This is a genomic window from Streptomyces vietnamensis (assembly GCF_000830005.1).
GTDB lineage: Bacteria > Actinomycetota > Actinomycetes > Streptomycetales > Streptomycetaceae > Streptomyces > Streptomyces vietnamensis.
In genome coordinates this window covers 5,223,555-5,239,445 of the sequence record NZ_CP010407.1, presented here as the reverse complement: position 1 = coordinate 5,239,445, position 15,891 = coordinate 5,223,555, and the positions used below count along the sequence as shown (strand labels likewise).

The window sequence follows — 15,891 nt, the reverse complement described above, 5'->3', positions numbered from 1 at the left end:
TGTGGGTACGCTCAGCCGAATTCGAGCCGGTCGGCCGGATGGGTCGCCCGGGTGGTCAGCCGGTCGACCTCGTGGGCCGCGGTGCCCGTGATACCGGACAGGAAGCCCTGGGCACGCGGTGAGGCGGTCGCCCGCAGCCACTCGGGCGCTATGTCGATGACGGCGACCTTCACCCCCGTGCCGGCCAGGGCCAGTGGCAGGGTGTGCACGACCGTGGACGGAAAGCTGACGACCGTACGCCCGATGGGGCCGCGTCGCGCTATCAGCTCCAGGGGCAGTTCGGGCCGGACCACCTGGAGGCCCGTCTCGACCGCGATCCGGTGCAGCTTCTCGGCGCTCTCCCTGCGGTGCGCGAAGTAGCGGGTGGCGCCGTGGGCGCGGGCGAGTTCGCTCACCACGCGCGCGTAGTGGTCGGCGTCGACGACGCCCGTCTCGACGAGCGAGGTGCCGACCAGGTCCGCACCGCCCGTGAGCAGCGGCGGGCCGAAGGTGTCCCGGGTCCAGGCGTACGCGTTCTCGGTGACCGTGACGCCGGGCGGGGCCTCCACGGGCAGCGAGGTGAAGATCTCGACGGTACGACCCCGGGTGGGGGCGAGCTTCCGCCGCGCGAGGGTCGTGACGGGGGCGAGGACCAGCTCGCGGGGACCCAGGCTGCCCTTGCGGTGCCAGCGCACCAGGCGCTCGCCGCGGCCGAGCTGGGCGGCGAACTCCATGGTCGCGGTGCCGTCGTCGACGACCGTCAGGTGCCGGGGGGCGAAGAGGGTCAGGAGGAGCTGGACGTACCGGGAGAACGGGTCCCCGATGATCACCCGCTCCGCCGAGCGCAGCGGCCGGGCGAGCTCGCGCAGGGTGCGGACGAGCGCGCCCCGGCCGTTGCGGGCCTCCTGCCAGTGGACGGTGAGGCCCTGGTCGCGGGCCAGCTGGGCCATCCGGCGCAGCTGGCCACGCGACATGGGGTCGGTCGGCGAGAGCACGACGACCGTGAGGGTGGTGGCGTCCGTGGCCCCGTCCGTTGCGGGTGCCGCGCTCGTGGGCACCCTGGGGGCCGGGAGCCTGGGCCCGGCAGGGGCGCCGTCCGTTGTGCCCACAACGGGGGCAGTCGACTGCGTGTGCGCCCACTCCAGGACGTTCAGAAGCTGGACCGGGCTCTCGACGAACGCCAGCTGCCCGGTCATGCGGCGGCGTCGCCCTGGACCCGGCGGAGCTTCTTCATCGGGCCGAGCTCCGACTCGTACACCTTCTTGACGCCGTCGCCGAGCGCGGTCTCGATGGTGCGGATGTCGCGGACCAGGCGCTGGAGGCCCTGCGGCTCGACGGAGGCGGCCTGGTCGGAGCCCCACATGGCGCGGTCGAGGGTGATGTGGCGCTCGACGAAGGTGGCGCCGAGGGCGACGGCGGCGAGGGTGGTCTGGAGGCCGGTCTCGTGGCCGGAGTAGCCGATCGGGACGTTCGGGTACTCCTCCTGGAGCGTCTGGATGACGCGCAGGTTGAGCTCCTCGGCCTTGGCCGGGTACGTCGAGGTGGCGTGGCAGAGCAGGATGTTGTCCGAGCCCAGGACCTCGACCGCGTGGCGGATCTGCTTCGGGGTCGACATGCCGGTGGAGAGGATCACCGTGCGGCCGGTGGCGCGCAGCTCTCGGAGCAGCTCGTCGTCGGTGAGGGAGGCGGAGGCGACCTTGTGGGCGGGGACGTCGAACTTCTCCAGGAAGGCGACGGCCTCGTTGTCCCACGGGGAGGCGAACCAGTCGATCCCCTTCTCCTTGCAGTACTCGTCGATCTTGCGGTACTCGTCCTCGCCGAACTCCACGCGGTGGCGGTAGTCGATGTACGTCATCCGGCCCCAGGGGGTGTCGCGCTCGATGTCCCACTGGTCGCGCGGGGTGCAGATCTCCGGGGTGCGCTTCTGGAACTTGACGGCGTCGCAGCCGGCCTCGGCGGCCACGTCGATCAGCTTGAAGGCGTTGTCGAGGTCGCCGTTGTGGTTGATGCCGATCTCGCCGCAGACGTAGACGGGCTGACCCGGGCCGGCGGTCTTGGTGCCGAGGGTGCGCAGACGGGTGCTCATGGTGCTTTTCCTTACGGGTTGGGGGTGTTCAGCTCGGGTCCGAGGAGCCAGGCGGCGATCTCGCGGATCGCTCCGGCGCCGCCCGGGGTGACGGTGACCGCGCGGGCGGCGGCCCGTACGGAGTCGTGGGCGCTGCTCACCGCGACGGGCCAGCCGACGAGGTGGAAGCAGGGCAGGTCGTTGACGTCGTTGCCGGCGTAGAGGACGCGCTGCGGGTCGATGCCCTCGGCCTCGCACCACTCCTTGAGGGCGCGGTCCTTGCGGTCGATGCCGTGCAGGACGGGGATCTTGAGCTTGCGGGCGCGGGCGGCGACCACGGCGTTCTGCTCGGTGGAGAGGATGAGGACGGGCAGTCCGGCGCGGCGCAGGGCCGCGATGCCGAGGCCGTCGCCGCGGTGCGCGGAGACGAACTCGCGGCCCTCGGCGTCGAGGTGGACGCGGTCGTCGGTCTGGGTGCCGTCGAAGTCGAGGACGACGGCGTCGACGTCGGCGAAGCCGGGCGTGACGGGCTCGTCGAGGAGCGGCGCGAGGGCCTTGGCGCGGGCGAGGTCGTGCGGGTCGTCGATCTCCAGGACCCGGGCGGGGTCGGTGACGACGAGCGCGGTGCGGCCGAAGAAGCGGTGCCCGTGGGTACGGAAGCCGGCCGCGTCCATCGCGTAGACGGCGCCGGTCTCCAGGTACTCGGGCTCGCGGTCCTGGCGGCGCGGGCGGTGCGCCTTGTCGTGGTTGACGCCGGTGGCCCCTTCGGGGGTCTCGCGCCACAGGAAGCCGTGGGACGGGGCGGCCGTGAACGCGGTGTCGGCGGCGCCCGAGGTGATGCGTTCGGCGGTCTCGGCGACCTCGGCGGAGGTGAGGAAGGGGCTGGTGCACTGGACGAGGAGGACCACGTCGGCCGGGCGGCCGTGGGTGACCTCGAAGGCGTCCATCGCGTGCAGCACGGCGGCCTCGCTGGTGGCGGTGTCGCCCGCGATGGCGGCGGGCCGCTGGACGGCCTCGGCTCCGGCGGTGCGGGCGGCGGCCGCGATGGCGGCGTCGTCGGTGGAGACGACGACGTGCGTGACGGTGCGGGCGCCGAGGCAGGCGTGGACGGCGCGGGCCACCAGGGGGATCCCGGCCACCGGGGCGAGGTTCTTGGCGGGCACGCCCTTGGAGCCGCCCCTGGCGGGGATGACGGCAAGCACGGTGGGGGTCGACATCACAGTTCTCCCAGGCGGCGGATGACGGGGGCGACGCGCTGCACGCCGTGGCGGTACGCGCCCCGCGCGGCCTCCCGGACGACCCGGCGGAGCCCGCTCTCGCGGGGTTCCGGCGCGGTGACGTCCAGGCGGTGGCGGGCGAGGATCCCGGGCAGGTAGCCGGGGGCCGTCTCCGCGGTGTAGTAGGGGCTGATCGGGGGCAGCGCGGGAAGCGCGAGGAGCTCGGCGACCCGCTCGCGGGCGGCGTCGAAGGCCTCCCCGTACGAGCCGCCGGAGGCGACGCCCTGCCGGGCGAGCCAGGTCTCGTCGGGCGCCGGCACGTCCCCCTTGTCGAGCCGGTCGAAGGAGGTCAGCAGGCCGGAGCCGACGAAGTGGTGGTTGCCGAGCGCCTCGCGGACCCCGAGGTCGGTGAGGATCGCGGTGGGGATCCGGCGGTGCAGCGCTTCGAGGGCGGCCGTGGAGGAGACGGTGACGAGCAGGTCGGTGCGGTCGAGGACCTCGCCCATGTGCCCGTACACGAGCCGGAAGTTGTCCGGCGGGTCGAGCTCGCGCACCAGCTTCTGGAACGGGAACTCCTCCAGGTGCGTGGTGTGTTCGCCCGGCTTGGAGCGGAGCTTGAGGAGGACCTCGCGGCCCGGGTGGAGGCGGGCGTGCCCGATCAACCGCCGCAGTACGTAGGCCCGTTCGGCCCGGGTGGCGGGCACGGAGGGCTGGGCGGCGAAGACCAGGGTGTCGCGGCCGGTCTCGGGGGCGTGCGGGGCGCCGCCGAGGAAGGGCAGCGCGGCCTCGACGACCGAGTCGGCGCCGGCGCCCACGCCCTCGTACACGGCGCGGAAACGCTCGGCGTCGTGACGGGAGTTGGCGAGGACCACGTCGGCGCCGTGGCGCAGCAGCAGGCCGTCGGTCAGCTTCTCGTAGACGACCCCGACGTAGCCGGTGACGATCACCGGGCGCCGTTCCAGGGCGAGGTCGGCCAGCCCCTGGAGGACGGCCCGGACGGTGCCGCCGACCAGGGCGAGCACGAGGACGTCGTATCCCTCGCCGCGCGCCTCCGCGTCCCGTACCGCGCGCAGGAACTCCGCGCCCGTCACCTCGCGCGGGGCGGCCTGGGACACCCCGGTCTCGGCGAGCTGGCGCGCGGTGGGCGTGGCCCGTCCGCGCAGGACGAAACCGGTGGGCTCGGCGGTCGCCGTGGTGATGCGGCGCGCGGTGAGGGCGCCCCATTTCCACCGGGTGTCGGAGTCGGCGAGTACGGCGACCCGTATCGCTTCTCTGGTACTTGCTGGCACGTCGAGGACGCTAGAAGGGCATTCCGCTTTCCGGCCCAACTGAGCCACAACAAACGGTGAACAGAGCCTTCCCGCCCGTTGAAGTGGGTCGTTATCCGGCTACGGAGAGGCCGATTTTCCCCGTAGGTAAAGGCGGTTAATCGGCCCGCCGCTTGGTGTTCACCGAAAGGCCGCCCGGCGGTCGGCGGTAATGCCGGGGCGGCGCCTAGCGTCGGCCGCGTGGTCAAGCTCTCCGTCGTCGTGCCGTTCTTCAACGTGCAGACATACGCCCCCGACACCCTCACGAGCCTGCGGGCCAACGCCCGCGAGGACTTCGAGTTCCTGCTTGTCGACGACTGCTCGTCGGACGGGACCCCGGAGCTCCTCGAACGGGCCGCGCGCGAGATCCCGGGTGCCGTCCTGATCAGGCACGCGCACAACGAGGGCCTCGCCACGGCCCGCAACACCGGCCTGGACGCCGCCCGCGGCGAGTACGTCGCCTTCCTCGACGGGGACGACTGGCTCGCCCCCGGCTACTACGACCGGCTGGTCGCCGCCGCCGAGGAACTGCGCTGCGACTTCCTGCGCACCGACCACGTCACGGTCACCGGCCGCCAGCGGGCGGTGCGGCGGGTGCCGGTCCCCCGGCGCGGCGAGGTGCTGCGCCCCCGGGACGCGATCCTGCCGTCGCACCGCACGACCTCGGTCGACTACCCGTACGCCTGGGCCGGGATCTACCACCGGCGGCTCCTCGACCGGGGCCTGCTGCACTTCCCGCACGGCCTGCGGACGGCCGAGGACCGGCCCTGGATCTGGAAACTGCACCGCGAGGCGGAATCGTTCGCGGCGATCGGGGAACTCGGCGTCTTCTACCGGCGCGGAGTCGCGACCTCGCTCACCCAGATCGGCGACGTCCGGCAATTGGATTTCATCCGCGCCTTCGACCAGGTGATCGAGGAAACCGCGAAGGACGCGGACGCGGACCGTCTTCTTCCCAAGGCCGTCCGTACGTATTGCGCGGTGATTTCCCATCACATCGGTTCGATCGAAAGGTTCGAGCCCGAGGTGGCGCGCCAGCTCAAGGCGATGAGCGCGGGCGCGCTGCGACGGATGCCGCAGGACGTCCTCGACGAGGCCCTGACCGCGATGGGCGGGGACCGCGCGACGATGCTGCGCCGACTGCGCAGGCGCCGCCCCGCACCCCCGCCGACGGCACCGGCCCACGAGGCCGGAGCGAAGTCCGCGGAGGTGGCCGCGTGAGCACCCGCCGGACCACCCAGATCTTCTGCGCCTCCACCCTCTACGGCGCCGTGACGCTCGCCGCCGCGCTCGACAGCGGCGGCTTCGGCCCCGCCGACCGCCGGATCCTCCTCGTCACCAACAACGCGGCCGTGCCGGAGACGACCCCCGCCCTGGACGAGGCCGAGGGCTTCGAGCGGGTACGCGGCCGCTTCGACTCCGTCCTGTCCTGGAACGAGACGATCTCCCCGCTCCACCCGGCCGGCTGGACCCCCCGCGCGAGCGACCTGCCCATGCTCCAGCGCCATCTGCGCAAGCTGTGGGAGCTCGGCGACGACCGCGTCGAACTCGCCCTGGAATCGATCCAGGTGACGCCCGCGCTCGCCATCGCCCAGCTGCTTCCCGAGGCCCCGATCACGGTGTACGCGGACGGCCTGATGAGCTACGGGCCGACCCGCAACAAGATCGACCCGCTGATCGGCGGGCGCGTGGGCCGGCTGCTCCACCTGGACCTCGTCCCCGGGCTCGCGCCGCTGCTGCTCGCCGAGTTCGGCGCGGTGCCGGAGCCGGTGCCGACGGAGGCGTTCACGAAGGTCGTGGAGGAGCTGGCGGGACCGGCCGCCGGGGCCGCCGGGGAGGGTCCCGCGCTGCTCCTCGGCCAGTACCTGGCCGCGCTGAACCTGCTGACCGCCGCCGAGGAGGAGGAACTGCACCTGCGGATGGTCCGGGGCGCGATCGCCCGCGGCCACCGCCGGCTCGTCTTCAAGCCGCACCCGACGGCCCCGGACGCCTGGTCGCGGACCCTGGTGGAGGCGGCGGAGGAGCTCGGCGCCGAACTGACCGTCGAGGACCGGCCGGTCCTCGCCGAGGTGCTCTACCGCGAGCTGCGGCCCGCGCTCGTCGTCGGCTGCTTCTCGACGGCGCTGCTCACGGCGGCGACCTTCTACGGGGTGCCGGTCGCCCGGGTCGGCACGCGCGCCCTCCTGGAGCGGCTCACCCCGTTCCAGAACAGCAACCGGATCCCGCTCACGGTCGTCGACGCGGTCGTCCCGCCCCTGGAGGGGGAGGTCGACGACACCGCGGTCGGTACGGAGGAGCTGAACGACCTGGTCGCCGCGGTCGGCTTCGCGATGCAGCCGAAGATACGCCCGGAACTGCGGGAACCCGCGGTACGGCACCTCTCGGGCCCGCTCGCCGAGCGCACCCGGCACCACTTCACCCTGCGCCGCCTCACCGTCCTGAACCTGCCGGGCGGCCTGCCGATCCCCCGCCACCCCAAGGTCCGCCGGCTCGCGCGCCGCGCACTGCGCCTGCGCAAGGCGCTGAAGAAGTAGCGGACCCCACCGAAAGGGCGGGCCCGGGAACCCGTGCGGGGGTCCCGGGCCCGCAGAGGCCACGAGGGGGGTCAGGCGCGGATGATCGGCTCCTGGATCTCGGAGACCCAGCCGGCCGGGTCCTCCGGGCACTCCAGGTACAGCTCACGGGCGTAGCCGGCCGAGCGGTAGCCGTTGGTGTCGATCCAGGCGGCCAGGGTCTGCACGGTCGGCAGGATCTCGTCCATCGAACCGCGGTGGACGATGGTGGCGGCCTCCTCGATGCCGGGCAGGACGTGCACCTCGACGCCCTCCGCGACCGTGCCCTCGGGCACGGTCGTCGCCGCGTGCACGCGGACCGAACCGTCCCCCCGGCCCGCGTCCTCGTAGTACGCGACGGCCGGGCCGAAACCGGTGACGCCCGCGGCCTCCAGGCGGCCGCACAGCTCCTCGTACAGCGGCCCGATGACCGGGGTGATGTCCTCCGGGCCGAAGCTCTCGGCGACCCCGCTCAGCTCGGCGACCCGGACGGCGGGAACCTTCTTGACGACGACGTCCTGCGTGGACATGCGTCCCTCGCTCTCGATGGCGTGGAGCCTCGCCCCGACCTGGGCGAGCCGGGCCCGCGCCGCCTCCAGGGCGGCCTCCAGCTCGGCCTGGCGCAGCCGCAGCATCCCCCGCAGCTCCTCCGCGCCGATCTCGTCCCGGAGGATCGCCCCCACCTGTTCGAGGGTGAAGCCGAGGTCCTTGAGCGCGATGACGCGGTTGAGCAGGGCGAGCTGGTCCGCCGAGTAGAAGCGGTAGCCGCTGTGCGGGTCGACGTGGGCCGGGCGCAGCAGTCCGATCGCGTCGTAATGGCGCAGCATCCGGACCGACACCCGCCCGTGCCGGGCGAAGTCTCCGATGGCAAACATGACGCCCCCTACGGAACGGCCTCACACGGTGTGAGGGTCAAGCACCGGCCAGGGAGAGCTTCACGGCGAAGCCGAGGAAGAGGGCGCCGGCGGCGGTGGTGGCGCCCGCCGAGAGCCGCTTGCGGCGGCGGAAGGCGGCGGCGAGCCGGGTCCCGCCGAATATCAGGGTCGTGAGGTAGAGGAAGCTGCCGAGCTGGAGCAGGGTGCCGAGGACCAGGAAGGAGAGCGCCGGGTAGGCGTAGGACGGGTCCACGAACTGCACGAAGAAGGAGATCAGGAAGAGGATCGCCTTCGGGTTGAAGAGGCTGATGATCAGTGCGCGGCGGTACGGGTGCTCCGACGGTCCGGCGTCCGGCTCGGCGGCGGACTCGGCGGCGGGCTCGTGCCGGGTGCGCCACATCGCCAGGGCGGCGCGCAGCATTCCGTACGCCATCCAGGCCAGGTATCCCGCGCCCGCGTACTTCACGATCATGAAGAGCAGCGGGGTGGTCTGGAGCAGCGAGGCCGCGCCGAGGGCGGCCAGCGTCATGAGGATCGCGTCGCCGGTGAACACCCCGGCGGCGGCCTTGTATCCGGTCCGGGTGCCCTTGCGGGCGGCGACGGACAGCACGTACAGCGAGTTCGGCCCCGGGAGGAGGATGATGAGGACGAGCCCGGCGAGATAGGTCGGAAGATCGGTGACACCCAGCATGAAGCGGAGTGTCGCATACCGGTACGACACTCCGCTTTAAATTTCAACAGATGGGATCTTTCGCCGGCGGACCCGGTCAGAACGCGTCGGTCGGGACGTACGTGCCCCAGACCTCCCGGAGCGCGTTGCAGACCTCGCCGACCGTGGCCCGGGCCTTGAGGGCGTCCTTCATCGGGTAGAGGACGTTGTCCGTGCCCTCCGCCGCCTTCTTCAGCTCGGCGAGGGCCGCGTCCACGGCCGCCTGGTCGCGTTCGGCGCGCAGCCGGGCCAGGCGCTCGGCCTGCTGGGCCTCGATGGCCGGGTCGACGCGGAGCGGCTCATAGGGCTCCTCGACGTCGATCGTGTAGCGGTTGACGCCGACGACGACCCGTTCGCCGCTGTCGGTCTCCTGCGCGATCCGGTACGCCGAGCGCTCGATCTCGTTCTTCTGGAAGCCGCGCTCGATCGCGCTGACCGCGCCGCCCATCTCCTCGACCCGGCCCATCAGCTCCAGGGCCGCGGCCTCGACGTCGTCGGTCATCTTCTCCACGACGTAACTGCCGGCGAAGGGGTCGACGGTGGCCGTCACGTCCGTCTCGTACGCCAGGACCTGCTGGGTGCGCAGGGCCAGGCGGGCGGACTTGTCCGTCGGCAGGGCGATGGCCTCGTCGAAGGAGTTGGTGTGCAGCGACTGCGTGCCGCCGAGGACGGCCGCGAGGCCCTGCACGGCGACCCGCACGAGGTTGACCTCGGGCTGCTGGGCGGTGAGCTGCACCCCGGCGGTCTGGGTGTGGAAGCGGAGCATCTGCGACTTGGGGTTCTTCGCGCCGAACTCCTCCTTCATCACCCGCGCCCAGATCCGGCGGGCCGCCCGGAACTTCGCGACCTCCTCCAGGATCGTCGTACGGGCCACGAAGAAGAAGGAGAGCCGGGGCGCGAAGTCGTCGACGTCCATGCCCGCGGCGACGGCGGTGCGGACGTACTCGATGCCGTCGGCGAGGGTGAACGCGATCTCCTGCGCGGGCGAGGCACCCGCCTCGGCCATGTGGTAGCCGGAGATCGAGATCGTGTTCCACTTCGGGATCTCGGCCCTGCAGTACTTGAAGATGTCGGCGATCAGCCTGAGCGAGGGCTTCGGCGGGAAGATGTACGTGCCGCGGGCGATGTACTCCTTGAGCACGTCGTTCTGGATCGTGCCGGTCAGCTTGTCCGCCGGGACGCCCTGCTCCTCGCCGACGAGCTGGTAGAGCAGCAGGAGGAGCGCGCCGGGGGCGTTGATCGTCATCGACGTGGAGACCTTGTCCAGCGGGATCCCGTCGAACAGGACCCGCATGTCGTCGATCGAGTCGATCGCGACGCCGACCTTGCCGACCTCGCCGTGTGCGATCGGGGCGTCGGAGTCGTGGCCCATCTGGGTCGGCAGGTCGAAGGCTACCGACAGGCCCATGGTGCCGTGGGCGATGAGCTCCTTGTAGCGGGCGTTGGACTCGACGGCGGTGCCGAAACCGGCGTACTGCCGCATCGTCCAGGGCCGCCCGGTGTACATCGAGGGGTACACACCGCGCGTGAAGGGGTACGCGCCCGGCTCGCCCAGCTTCTCGGCGGGATCCCAACCGTCCAGGGCGTCCGGCCCGTACACCGGCTCGATGGGCAGCCCCGACTCCGACTCGCGCGCCATGCGTTGTGCCTCCCGGTAGACCTGTGCTCGGACCCGTTCACCCAGCGGTACCGACCCTCGCGACGGACTGTAACGGGGCGATGGAGGGCAGCGCGCTGGGACCTTCCTCACAGGATGCGCACTCCGTTCCCCAGGTGCGCAACCGCACGCGCGCGGGAAGCATCCCTACGTACACACGACACACCCCGGGGGGCAGCAATGAAACGGTATTCGTCCGTCGTACGCAGAGTGGTCCTGGCGGCCGCGGCGGTGGCACTCGCCGCCGGCTGCACACCCGACGCGTCCGGTGCGGGTACGGGCACGGGTACGGGTCCCGCGCCGAGTTCGGCCGCGCCCCGGACCTCCGCCCCGAGCTCCACCCCCACCACGGACGGGAAGCCGTCGTCCCCGGCCCCGTCGGCCGCCACCCCCACGCCCACGTCCTCCACCGGGACGCCCGCGCCGAAGCCCCTCATGGGCGACGGGGACGAGAACGAGCAGGTGCGCGAGCTCCAGGCGCGGCTTCGGCAGCTCGACTTCTTCGACCGGGCGCCCACCGGTTTCTACGGGACGATGACGGCGGGCGCGGTCAGGAAGTTCCAGGCGCGCCGGGGGCTGCCGGAGACCGGTTCGGTCGACGAGACGACCTGGCAGACGCTGCTGTCCGTCACCCGGAAGCCGACCGCCGACGAACTGAAGCCGTCGACGACCAACAAGCTGGACACCCCGGACCCGCGGTGCATGACCGGCCGGGTGCTGTGCATCAGCAAGGAGAGCCGGACGCTCGCCTGGATGATCGACGGGAAGGTCGTCTCGTCGATGGACGTCCGCTTCGGCTCGGAGAACACGCCGACCCGTGAGGGCCTCTTCAAGGTGGAGTGGAAGGCGAGGGAGTGGACGTCGACGATCTACCACACGCCCATGCCGTACGCGATGTTCTTCAGCCGCGGTCAGGCCGTGCACTACTCGGCGGACTTCGCGGCCCGCGGCTACGCCGGGGCCTCGCACGGCTGCGTCAACGTCCGGGACCGGGCCAAGCTCTCGGCCCTCTTCGACCAGGTGAAGGTCGGCGACAAGGTCGTCGTCCACTGGTGAGGGACGGAGGAGGAAGGGGCGCGGGTGGGACCGGGGGAACGTGTCCCACCCGCGCCGGGTGCGCGGAGCCGTAGGTACGGGGGGAACCCCGGCTCTCTGCGCGGCCGATGACCAGTCGGCATTTCTTACTGCGCCGACGGGCCCAGAAGTGTTACACCGCGAGCGGGAGGCGTGCTTCGGCGGTGATTCCGGCGGGCAGCGTGACGGTGACTCCGGTCTGGGACTGGGCGTCGGGAAGGACGCTTCCGGCCCGGTTCCCGACGCCGGCGGGCCCGCTGTCGGAGTTGCCTTCGGAGCCGCTGTTCGCGCCGCCGTCGGAGGTGCCGTTCGAGCCGCCCTCGTGGTCGCCGTCGGAGGGGTCCTCGGAGTCGCCCTTGCCGTCGCCCTTGCCGTTGCCGTTGCCGTTGGAGCCGTTCTGGCCGCCCGCCGTGGACGTGCCGGTGTCGCCGGAGAGGATCCGGTCGCAGTAGCCGCCCAGGGTCTCGCCCTTGCGCAGGGCGTTCGTGATCCGCTGCCGGCCGGCGGCGTCGAGTACGCCCTTCCGGTAGGCCCGGCAGGCGTCGAGGGCCTTCCCCCGGGGATCCGTGGAAGTGGTGCCGCCCCCGGTCGAAGGCGTCCTGCCCGGCTTCGGGGTGCCCGTGCCGGGGGTGACCGTGCCGTGCCCGTCCGGGACGCCGGGGGTCGGGGCGGTGGACGAGGAGTCGGCCGAGGGGGACGAGCCGGGCGTGGGGTCGCCGCCGCCCGGTTCCGTCGGGGGTGCCTCGGGGTCCTGGCGTATTCCGGGCTCCTCGGAGACGAGCGGGTCCGTCGTCTCCACCGCCGTGACGGAGCTGGCGGGCGCGGGGCCGACCAGCGGCAGCACACCCGTACCGGCGGCGACGGCGACGCCGCCGACCGTGACGGCGGCGACCGCGGCGGCCAGCCCGTACCGCACGGAACGTCCCCAGCGGCGCGCCGGGGCGGTGACGGGCGCGAGCCGCACCCGGCCCAGCTCGGCGACGGCGGCGCGACCGGCGGACGCGGCCGAAGCGGCGGACGCGGTGGCAGCGGGCGAGGCGGCGGTAGCGGCGGACGCGGACACTGCGGACGCGGCGGCGGCGCGCTCGGCGGTGGCCTTGCGGAAGGCGGCGAGCGCCGCGGCCTCGCCCGGCAGTTCGGTGCGCGCGGCCGGCGGGACGGCCGGAACACGGGCCGTGCCGAGGGCCTCGGCGAGGCGCTCGGCCTGGAAACGCGCGCGGTCGTCGAGGGCCTCGACCGGTTCGCCGCGGAGCAGCCGCTCCGCGGCCTCCTGATCGAGCCACTGGTACCGCTCGTCGGCCATCACATGTCCTTCTGCGTACGCGGACGTGATTGCGTCACACCGCCGGGGGCCACGGACCCCGGCGCGCGACCGCGTTGCGGAGGGACGCCGTCCAGGGGGACGACGGTTCCCGCGCCGTCGTCCTGCCCGTCGACCCCGAGGAGTTCGGCGAGCTTCTTGAGCCCCCGGTGCGCGGCGGTGCGCACGGCGCCGGGGCGTTTGCCCAGGGTGTCGGCGGCGCTCTTGGCGTCGAGGCCGACGACGACGCGCAGGACGACGGCCTCGGCCTGGTCCTGCGGGAGCTGGGCGATCAGGTGCATGGTGTCGCCGGTGGCGAGGGCCTCCAGGGCCTCGCCGGCCGTGTCGGAATCGGCGGGCTTGTCGGCGAGCTCGGTCTCGTCGGCGCCCATGGCGGGGCGGCGGCCGCGCATCCGGATGTGGTCGAGGGCGCGGTTGCGGGCGATCCGGGCCGCCCAGCCGCGGAACCGGTCCGCGTCGCCGTCGAAGCGGTCGAGGTCGCGGGCTATCTGGAGCCAGGACTCGGAGGCGACGTCCTCGGCGTCCGCGTCGCCGACCAGCGTGCGTATGTAGCCGAGCAGCCGGGGGTGCACGGCGCGGTAGACGGTACGGAAGGCGTCTTCGTCCCCGTCCTGCGCAGCGAGCACCGCGGCGGTCAGCTCCGCGTCGTCCCCCAGCACTCCCCAAACCCTGTTCGTCGGTGACGTGGTCACGCCCGCGTCATCGCGGCTGGTCACCACCGCCACGCCGCCTCGCGCACCTGCACGCTACGTGGTGTCGCGGCGTCACGTCCACGTGGTCAGGGGTCTTTGTACAACTTGCAACCTCCGAGCGGTCCGGGAGGGTGTGACAGAAAACGCACCACTGGCGCTGATAGGAGTACGGAGCCGTGCTGCGGCTCCGTGGACGACGACCGGGGCCTCTCCTGTGGGGGGTGGCGGCCCCGGTCGTCTCCCATTTCCCCCCTTCTTCTCACTCTTTCTGGTGACCTTTCGCCTCCCGGGGAGTCGTACGCCCTTCGAGTGTCAACCGGCCGTTGACAGTGGAGGAGTGTCAACCTAAGGTTGCCTCATGACGAATCCAGTCGGCTTGAATGTCCCTGTCCGTCTCGACGAACTCATCGAAGCCATCAAGAAGGTCCACCCGGACTCCCTGGAGCAGCTCTCCAGCGCGGTCATCGCGGCGGACCACCTCGGCGACGTCGCCGACCACCTCATCGGCCACTTCGTGGACCAGGCCCGGCGCTCCGGCGCCTCCTGGACCGACATCGGCCGCAGCATGGGCGTCACCCGCCAGGCGGCCCAGAAGCGCTTCGTCCCCAAGGAGCCGGACGCGGAGAAGATGGACCCGAACGCCGGGTTCAGCCGCTTCACCCCGCGGGCCCGGAACGTGGTCATGGCCGCCCAGAACGAGGCCACCGCCGCCCGGAACGCCGAGACCCTCCCCGCCCACCTGGCGCTCGGCCTCCTCGCCGAGCCCGAGGGGCTCGCGGCGCACTGGATCACCTCGCGGGGCGTGACCCTCGACCAGGTCCGCGAGGCGGTCACGGCGACCCTGCCGCCGGCCGCCGACGAAGTGCCCGCGCTCGTCCCGTACGACGCGGCGGCGAAGAAGGTCCTGGAGCTGACGTTCCGCGAGGCCCTGCGCCTCGGGCACAACTACGTCGGCACCGAGCACATCCTGCTCGCCCTGCTCGAGCACGAGGACGGGCAGGGCGTACTGAGCGGGCTCGGCCTGGACAAGGCCACGGCGGAACGGGAGATCGCGGAGACGATCGCCTCGATCGCGATCCAGCCGCCGGAGGCGTAGACCGAACGGTCAGGCGGTGCGGGCCCTGCGCGACACGACCGCGCGCAGCACCCGGCCGCCCTCGACGGAGAGTTCACGTGCCCGGCGCAGTCCGGTCGGGCCGTGGGCGGCCGTTTCGAGGACGGCCTGCTGGCGGCGGAGCTCCCCCGCGAGCAGCGGGCCCGCACCGTCCGCGTCCCCGGCCCGGCAGCGCTCGACGAGCCCGTCGGGCACCCCGGCCGCGTCGTACCGCCCGTGCAGGGCGAGCGCCGCGACGGAGCAGTCGCCGGCCCAGGCGCGCAGGGCCTCGGCGGTCCAGGCCGCCGGGGCCTGCGCGAGCATGGCGCGTACGGCCTCGGCGTCCTCCGTGCCCTCGACGTCGAGCTCGACCCGGGCCTTGGCGACGGCCTCGCCCCAGGCGGCCCCGTCGCCGCGCGCGACGGCGGCCCACACGGGGCGCAGGGCGTCGGCCCGGTCGGGGGCGAGCAGCGGCAGACAGCGGTCGAGGCAGGCGAGCCCGGCCGCGGCCAGCCCCCGCTCGTCGGCCCCGTCGATCAGTTCCAGCAGGCTCCGGCCGTTCCCCGACGCCATGGACGCCTCCTCGCCACCCGATGCGGACGCAGTACTTCCACTACTGCGCCGAGGGGCGCTTTTTCGTCACTGCGCGGCCGGAATCATGCCAGTGGCCTTGGCGTGCTGCATAGAGGTCAGACGGCGGACGACGAGGATGGCGAGGAAGGCGGCGGCGATGTCGAGGCCGTAGCCCGCGAGTGACCAGAGGGTCGCGGTGTCGTAGGCCTCGACGGTTTCAGCATTCTTGTAAAACTGCCGGGAGATCGAATCCGCCACACCGCTCGCGACGAAGCACACCCACCAGCTGTTGAGCAGCGTCAGCTCGCCCTTGGCATCGGCGGCGTACGGCTCCCAGCGGCTGGCCCGCCAGATGTCGGCCGCGATCACCCGCGGAACCCAGAAGTTGAGGATCGGGATGAACCAGCCGCCGATGGCGTAGCCCGGCGTCCGGCTCTGCAGGTCGGAGGCCCAGACCTCGGCGTTGTTCCGCAGCCGGTGGAACCAGATGATGAAGACGACGATGGTCGCCAGGTACACCAGGCCCGCCGTGGCGTAGGCCCCGTCGACCGGCCCGACCGCCACGTCGGAGTAGTACGGGTCGTCGGCCACCAGGTCGTGGCCTTCGATCCCGCCGAGCAGGACGTCGAAGAAGACGTTGCCGAGGAGCAGGACCACGACGGCTCTCGACAGGCCGATCGGGTTCTTGAGCATGCGCATGTGCTGGGTTCCCCCCAAAGGAACAAGCGGCGGCCACTCGGCCGCCGCCGGGGGAACGTACGCGATCCGGACCGATCG

At 72.5% G+C, this 15,891-nt stretch carries 15 protein-coding genes; 4 read left to right on the top strand and 11 right to left on the bottom strand.

Translation table 11 applies throughout. From position 1 onward, the window contains the following. Positions 1-11: 11 nt before the first annotated feature. Genes SVTN_RS23660 through SVTN_RS23645 form a run of 4 tightly spaced genes read right to left on the bottom strand, consistent with a single transcriptional unit; the run spans position 12 to position 4,550 of the window. Positions 12-1,175 carry a hypothetical protein gene (locus SVTN_RS23660; RefSeq protein WP_041130897.1) on the bottom strand — a complete coding sequence of 388 codons (1,164 nt, stop codon included), beginning with the start codon at positions 1,173-1,175 and terminating at the stop codon, positions 12-14. After that, the gene (locus tag SVTN_RS23655) at positions 1,172-2,065 is read right to left on the bottom strand and encodes an N-acetylneuraminate synthase family protein (RefSeq protein ID WP_041130896.1); all 894 of its coding nucleotides are present in this window, start codon (positions 2,063-2,065) and stop codon (positions 1,172-1,174) included. Before SVTN_RS23655 ends, SVTN_RS23660 begins: the two co-directional genes overlap by 4 nt. Positions 2,066-2,076: 11 nt before the next feature. Further along, positions 2,077-3,261, bottom strand: a complete 1,185-nt coding sequence (locus SVTN_RS23650) for an acylneuraminate cytidylyltransferase (RefSeq protein WP_041130895.1) — start codon at positions 3,259-3,261, stop codon at positions 2,077-2,079. Continuing rightward, complete coding sequence (locus tag SVTN_RS23645) at positions 3,261-4,550, bottom strand: DUF6716 putative glycosyltransferase (protein WP_041130894.1); 1,290 nt, start codon at positions 4,548-4,550, stop codon at positions 3,261-3,263. Before SVTN_RS23645 ends, SVTN_RS23650 begins: the two co-directional genes overlap by 1 nt. 219 nt (positions 4,551-4,769) lie before the next feature. On the opposite strand from SVTN_RS23645, the gene SVTN_RS23640 reads away from it, so the two are divergent. After that, positions 4,770-5,789 (top strand): glycosyltransferase family 2 protein, encoded by a 1,020-nt coding sequence (locus tag SVTN_RS23640; protein ID WP_041130893.1) that lies wholly within the window; start codon positions 4,770-4,772, stop codon positions 5,787-5,789. Further along, positions 5,786-7,102 carry a polysialyltransferase family glycosyltransferase gene (locus SVTN_RS23635; protein WP_041130892.1) on the top strand — a complete coding sequence of 439 codons (1,317 nt, stop codon included), beginning with the start codon at positions 5,786-5,788 and terminating at the stop codon, positions 7,100-7,102. Before SVTN_RS23640 ends, SVTN_RS23635 begins: the two co-directional genes overlap by 4 nt. Positions 7,103-7,173: 71 nt before the next feature. Here SVTN_RS23635 and SVTN_RS23630 read toward each other — a convergent pair whose 3' ends face one another. The 3 genes from SVTN_RS23630 to SVTN_RS23620 all read right to left on the bottom strand — a co-directional run bounded on the left by SVTN_RS23630 (position 7,174) and on the right by SVTN_RS23620 (position 10,343). Further along, on the bottom strand, positions 7,174-7,995 hold the full coding sequence (locus tag SVTN_RS23630) for a MerR family transcriptional regulator (protein ID WP_041130891.1): 822 nt from the start codon (positions 7,993-7,995) through the stop codon (positions 7,174-7,176). A 37-nt stretch (positions 7,996-8,032) separates the two neighbouring features. Continuing rightward, positions 8,033-8,686: a leucine efflux protein LeuE gene (gene leuE / locus SVTN_RS23625; protein ID WP_041134184.1), complete on the bottom strand. Its 654-nt coding sequence runs from the start codon at positions 8,684-8,686 to the stop codon at positions 8,033-8,035. A 76-nt stretch (positions 8,687-8,762) separates the two neighbouring features. Next, positions 8,763-10,343 (bottom strand): acyl-CoA mutase large subunit family protein, encoded by a 1,581-nt coding sequence (locus SVTN_RS23620; RefSeq protein WP_041130890.1) that lies wholly within the window; start codon positions 10,341-10,343, stop codon positions 8,763-8,765. 198 nt (positions 10,344-10,541) lie between these two features. Between SVTN_RS23620 and SVTN_RS23610 the strand changes: the two genes are divergently transcribed. Continuing rightward, entirely contained in the window at positions 10,542-11,417 is an 876-nt protein-coding gene (locus SVTN_RS23610; protein WP_063782277.1) for a L,D-transpeptidase family protein, read from the top strand. 151 nt (positions 11,418-11,568) lie between these two features. Here SVTN_RS23610 and SVTN_RS46205 read toward each other — a convergent pair whose 3' ends face one another. Then, positions 11,569-12,738 carry a hypothetical protein gene (locus SVTN_RS46205; protein ID WP_052499272.1) on the bottom strand — a complete coding sequence of 390 codons (1,170 nt, stop codon included), beginning with the start codon at positions 12,736-12,738 and terminating at the stop codon, positions 11,569-11,571. Further along, entirely contained in the window at positions 12,738-13,415 is a 678-nt protein-coding gene (locus SVTN_RS23600) for an RNA polymerase sigma factor (RefSeq protein WP_041130887.1), read from the bottom strand. Before SVTN_RS23600 ends, SVTN_RS46205 begins: the two co-directional genes overlap by 1 nt. Positions 13,416-13,806: 391 nt before the next feature. Between SVTN_RS23600 and SVTN_RS23595 the strand changes: the two genes are divergently transcribed. After that, positions 13,807-14,544, top strand: a complete 738-nt coding sequence (locus SVTN_RS23595; RefSeq protein WP_041130886.1) for a Clp protease N-terminal domain-containing protein — start codon at positions 13,807-13,809, stop codon at positions 14,542-14,544. A 9-nt stretch (positions 14,545-14,553) separates the two neighbouring features. Here the strand turns inward: SVTN_RS23595 and SVTN_RS23590 are convergent, their stop codons facing one another. Then, positions 14,554-15,114, bottom strand: a complete 561-nt coding sequence (locus SVTN_RS23590) for a hypothetical protein (protein ID WP_041130885.1) — start codon at positions 15,112-15,114, stop codon at positions 14,554-14,556. Between the two features lie 66 nt (positions 15,115-15,180). After that, positions 15,181-15,813, bottom strand: a complete 633-nt coding sequence (locus SVTN_RS23585; RefSeq protein ID WP_041130884.1) for a DUF4328 domain-containing protein — start codon at positions 15,811-15,813, stop codon at positions 15,181-15,183. Positions 15,814-15,891: the final 78 nt, after the last annotated feature.

Bases quoted from the DNA above. Each gene is read 5' to 3' on its own strand.
- SVTN_RS23610 (WP_063782277.1), top strand. From the start codon at position 10,542: ATGAAACGGTATTCGTCCGTCGTACGCAGAGTGGTCCTGGCGGCCGCG.
- SVTN_RS46205 (WP_052499272.1), bottom strand. From the start codon at position 12,738: ATGGCCGACGAGCGGTACCAGTGGCTCGATCAGGAGGCCGCGGAGCGG.
- SVTN_RS23630 (WP_041130891.1), bottom strand. From the start codon at position 7,995: ATGTTTGCCATCGGAGACTTCGCCCGGCACGGGCGGGTGTCGGTCCGG.
- SVTN_RS23650 (WP_041130895.1), bottom strand. From the start codon at position 3,261: ATGTCGACCCCCACCGTGCTTGCCGTCATCCCCGCCAGGGGCGGCTCC.
- SVTN_RS23585 (WP_041130884.1), bottom strand. From the start codon at position 15,813: ATGCGCATGCTCAAGAACCCGATCGGCCTGTCGAGAGCCGTCGTGGTC.
- SVTN_RS23590 (WP_041130885.1), bottom strand. From the start codon at position 15,114: ATGGCGTCGGGGAACGGCCGGAGCCTGCTGGAACTGATCGACGGGGCC.
- SVTN_RS23595 (WP_041130886.1), top strand. From the start codon at position 13,807: ATGACGAATCCAGTCGGCTTGAATGTCCCTGTCCGTCTCGACGAACTC.
- SVTN_RS23660 (WP_041130897.1), bottom strand. From the start codon at position 1,175: ATGACCGGGCAGCTGGCGTTCGTCGAGAGCCCGGTCCAGCTTCTGAAC.
- leuE (WP_041134184.1), bottom strand. From the start codon at position 8,686: ATGCTGGGTGTCACCGATCTTCCGACCTATCTCGCCGGGCTCGTCCTC.
- SVTN_RS23620 (WP_041130890.1), bottom strand. From the start codon at position 10,343: ATGGCGCGCGAGTCGGAGTCGGGGCTGCCCATCGAGCCGGTGTACGGG.
- SVTN_RS23655 (WP_041130896.1), bottom strand. From the start codon at position 2,065: ATGAGCACCCGTCTGCGCACCCTCGGCACCAAGACCGCCGGCCCGGGT.